Origin of the sequence: Acinetobacter stercoris (genome assembly GCF_900323515.1) — a bacterium.
Classification (GTDB): Bacteria; Pseudomonadota; Gammaproteobacteria; order Pseudomonadales; family Moraxellaceae; genus Acinetobacter; species Acinetobacter stercoris.
This window is the reverse complement of the sequence record NZ_OOGT01000264.1, coordinates 1-4316: the sequence shown is the minus strand read 5'-3', so window position 1 is coordinate 4316 and position 4316 is coordinate 1. Positions and strand designations below refer to the sequence as shown.

Annotated in this window: 4 protein-coding genes; all 4 read left to right on the top strand. The window is 39.2% G+C overall.

What is annotated here, in order from left to right; genetic code table 11:
* Positions 1-148 precede the first annotated feature (148 nt).
* A complete protein-coding gene (locus KPC_RS18130) occupies positions 149-814 on the top strand; it encodes an OmpA family protein (RefSeq protein ID WP_121975732.1) in 666 nt (221 codons plus the stop codon).
* 137 nt (positions 815-951) lie between these two features.
* Positions 952-1581 carry an OmpA family protein gene (locus KPC_RS18125; protein ID WP_121975731.1) on the top strand — a complete coding sequence of 210 codons (630 nt, stop codon included), beginning with the start codon at positions 952-954 and terminating at the stop codon, positions 1579-1581.
* 163 nt (positions 1582-1744) lie between these two features.
* Positions 1745-3784 (top strand): UvrD-helicase domain-containing protein, encoded by a 2040-nt coding sequence (locus KPC_RS18120; protein ID WP_121975730.1) that lies wholly within the window; start codon positions 1745-1747, stop codon positions 3782-3784.
* Between the two features lie 39 nt (positions 3785-3823).
* A complete protein-coding gene (dut, locus tag KPC_RS18115; RefSeq protein WP_121975729.1) occupies positions 3824-4276 on the top strand; it encodes a dUTP diphosphatase in 453 nt (150 codons plus the stop codon).
* The last annotated feature ends 40 nt before the right edge of the window (positions 4277-4316 follow it).

Below are 4316 nucleotides of genomic sequence, written 5' to 3'. Positions count from 1 at the left end.
ACCCAATACTTTGTAAAGAATTGCAAAATGTAAAAATTGTGTAGAAAGTTAACAAAAACCTAATGGTTATAAGGTTGTACTTATTTCATCATATATTTACGTTTTTAAAAAAAACACAATCTAACTAAATTTCATGAGGAGGCATGCAATGCGTGCATTAGTAATTTCAACAGTTGTTGGAGCATTAGCACTTTCAGGCTGTCAAACTACTCCGTCAAACGGTCAAACTACAAGCGGTGGCATCAGCGATTATAAAAAAACTGCTATCGGTTCATTGATTGGTGCTGCAGCTGGTTACGGTTTATCTCGTTCAAATGCTAACTCATCTGCTCAAAATAATCGTGCATTGGCAATTGGTGCTGTACTTGGTGCAGGCGCTGGTCTTTATCTTGACAATAAAGAGAAAAAACTTCGTCAACAAATGCAGGGTACTGGTGTAGAAGTCAATCGTAACCCAGACGGTTCTGTTGGTCTGGTTATGCCAGGTAACATCACATTCGATACGAACAAATCTACAATCAAACCAAACTTCTATTCAACTTTGAATAAAGTTGCGCAAACTCTGACAGAAGACAACAAGAGCGCGATTCTTGTAACAGGTTATACTGATAGCACTGGTAATGATTCAATCAATATTCCTTTGTCACAAGCGCGTGCTCAATCTGTAGCAAGCTATTTGTCAGCGCAAGGTGTCCCTACTAATCGTATCAATGCACAAGGTCATGGCGCTCAAAATCCTATCGCAGATAACAATACTGCTGCTGGACGTGAGCAAAACCGTCGTGTAGAAATCAGCATTTATGCTGCGCAATAATTAAATTAAAAGTTGAAAAAATATCTGTATTTATGTGATTTATTGATTAAATAATACACAAATATAGGATATATTATTAATCGAATCATGGTTTGAATCATGATTCGATTTTTTTTACGTGTTGAAAGGGGAAGGATATGCGTAGATTAATGATTATAGCTGCGACAGGCGCAGTCGTTATTGCTGGTTGTCAGATGGAATATGATAAAACAGCAATTGGGGCGGGTCTTGGTGCTGTGGTCGGGGCAGGGATAGCAAGATCAAATGCAGATCGGGATAAAATGGGGCAAGCGGCCGCAATTGGTGCAGTCGTGGGGGCAGGTGCTGGTTTGCTATTAGATCGCAAAGAAAAACGATTGCGTGAAGAGTTAGCAGGAACGGGGGTGGATGTAGATCGTAATCAGGACGGCTCAATTAATCTGATCATGCCAAGTGTCACATTTGCAACCAATTCAGCTGTTATTCAACCAATCTTTCAAAAGGCATTAACTGATGTAGCCAAGGTATTAAGAGAGGATGGAACGGCAGGACGTCTAGCGCTTGTTATACATGGACATACTGATAATACAGGTACTGATGCAATTAATAATCCATTGTCACTCAATAGGGCAAATGCTGTATCAAATTTTTTAGCAACACAGGGTATTTCACGAACAAGGATGACTACACGCGGTTATGGTTCTAGTTCACCAATTGCCGACAACTCGACTGTTGCAGGTCGGGAGAGAAATCGTCGTGTAGAAATTACAGTTTATGAAACACAGTAATTTCAATGACTATCAATTGAAAACCACCTAAGGGTGGTTTTTTATATTATGAATAATAAACAATCATTGTAAACCTAAAGATCTAGATTGAATTTTGTATCGGTACTTATCAATATGGTTATAGATGTCTATAATCATGCTCTGATTTTAATGAGGTGTACTTATGTCGTCGGCAAGTCAATTGAATGACAAGCAACTTGAAGCAATGAAATATACTCAAGGACCCTTGTTAGTACTTGCAGGGGCAGGTTCAGGCAAAACGTCTGTTATTACAAGAAAAATAGCATATCTGGTCAAACAATGTGGTATTCCTGCACATCGTATAACAGCCATGACCTTTACTAACAAAGCAGCACGTGAAATGAAAGAGCGTGTCGGAAAGCTTTTATCAAAAGAGGAAGGAAAAGGGCTTTCAGTTTCAACTTTCCATACCTTTGGTCTGAACTTACTTCGTTTAGAGCTTAAAAATACTCCGCTTAAAAATAATTTTTCTATTTTAGATGCCGATGACTGCAAACGAATTTTGATGGATTTGATGCATCGTGACAATATGTCAGGTGCTGAAAGTAAGGAACTCATTGCTAAAGCAATGAAAAAGATTTCAGACTGGAAAAATGACCTGATCTTGCCTGAGCAAGCACATTCAACGTGTGAAACAGCGGACGATGTTCAATTAGCACATTTGTATCAGCTTTATGAGCGCAATTTACGTGCATATAATGCTGTTGATTTTGATGATCTAATTGTAATGCCTACACGGTTATTGCAGGAAAATTCCGAAGTTCGTGACCGTTGGCAAAATCGAGTCCGTTATCTATTGGTAGATGAGTATCAGGATACCAACACGGCGCAATATATTTTGGTGAAACTTCTTGTCGGTGTGATGGGACAGTTTACAGCCGTAGGTGATGATGACCAGTCAATTTATGCCTGGCGTGGTGCTAAACCTGAAAATATGGCGCTACTCAAGGAAGATTTCCACAATTTAAAAGTCATTAAGCTAGAGCAAAACTATCGCTCAACTAGTCGTATTTTAAAAGCAGCGAACCATGTAATTGAAAATAATCCTCATATTTTTGATAAAAAATTGTGGAGTGATAAGGGACATGGGGAAGTTATTCGTATTATTACCTGTCGTAATGATGATGATGAATCTGAACGTGTAGTTAAAGATTTACTGACGCATAAACTGATGAATGGTAAAAACTGGAAAGACTACGCAGTACTTTACCGTGGTAATTTTCAGGCTCGTGTTTTAGAAACTCAACTGCGTCAAATGCAGATACCGTATAAGCTTTCAGGTGGTCAGTCATTCTTTGCTCGAGCTGAGATTAAAGACGTCATGAGCTATTTACGTTTGATCATTAATCCGGAAGATGACAGCGCATTCCTACGAATTATTAATACCCCTAAACGTGCTATAGGACCAGTAACCCTAGAAAAATTGGGGTTATTTGCCCAAGAAAATCATCTATCACTTTTGGGTGCAGCCAGTGATCAGCGTCTGACTATGGTTATTCCTAAAAAGGCAACTACGCAGTTGGCTGAGTTTGCTGATTTTATTTCATCATTTACCCGAGAGTTACTCGATGATGATGAGCCTGTTCCTAAAATCCGTCAGATGATGAACGAAGCAGGTTATATTGATTATTTGCGCGAAACTGCTGCTACACCTGCTCAGGAAAAGACCAAGATTGATAACGTTGAGATGCTGTATACCAGTATTCAAAGTTTGATTAATCGGGCAGAAGATGTCGACGAAAAAAATATTGAGAGTGTTATCCGTAAAATGGTTTTACTGGATATGTTGGAGCAGCAACAGGAAGATGAAGATATCGATAAGGTCAACCTGTTAACCTTGCATGCATCAAAAGGTCTTGAATTCCCGTTCGTTTATATCATGGGGCTGGAAGAAGAATTATTGCCACATAAAAACTCGATTGTCGCAGATACAATTGAGGAAGAACGCCGTTTGATGTATGTAGGCATTACTCGTGCCCAGCAAGGTTTGACCCTTACTTTAGCTGAACAGCGTAAAAATGGTGGTCAAATGAAGCAGATGACGCCTAGTCGCTTTTTGGATGAATTGCCATCTGATGAAGTAGATTGGTTGGGGCGCAAGAAGAAACTGGCTGAAAATGTCGACCCTAAGCAACAAGCCCAGCAATATTTGCAAAATTTAAAAGCACTTTTAAAACGTTAAAGCATCTCCCTAAAATATACAAATCAATAGGATTTCATTATGAAAGTTCAAGTTAAAGTACTTGATAAACGTTTAGGTCAGGAATGGCCATTACCAACTTATGCAACTGCCGGATCAGCAGGTCTTGATTTGCGTGCTTGTGTTGATCAGGCAATTCAAATTGAACCAGGGCAAACAGTTTTGGTTAAAACAGGTATGGCAATATACATTCATGATCCAGAATTTGCGGGATTGATTTTACCCCGTTCAGGTTTAGGACATAAACATGGTATTGTTCTTGGAAACCTTGTAGGGTTGATCGACTCTGATTATCAAGGTGAATTGATGGTATCTGTTTGGAATCGAGGTCAGAGCGCTTTTACTTTAGAACCAGGAGAGCGTCTGGCTCAATATGTACTTGTACCAGTTGTGCAAGCTGAGTTTGACATTGTTACAGACTTTGCAGAAACAGAACGCGGTGCGGGCGGATTTGGTCATACAGGTAAAAAGTAACTATTTCATTTATAATAAAAACCTGATTAATCAGGTTTTT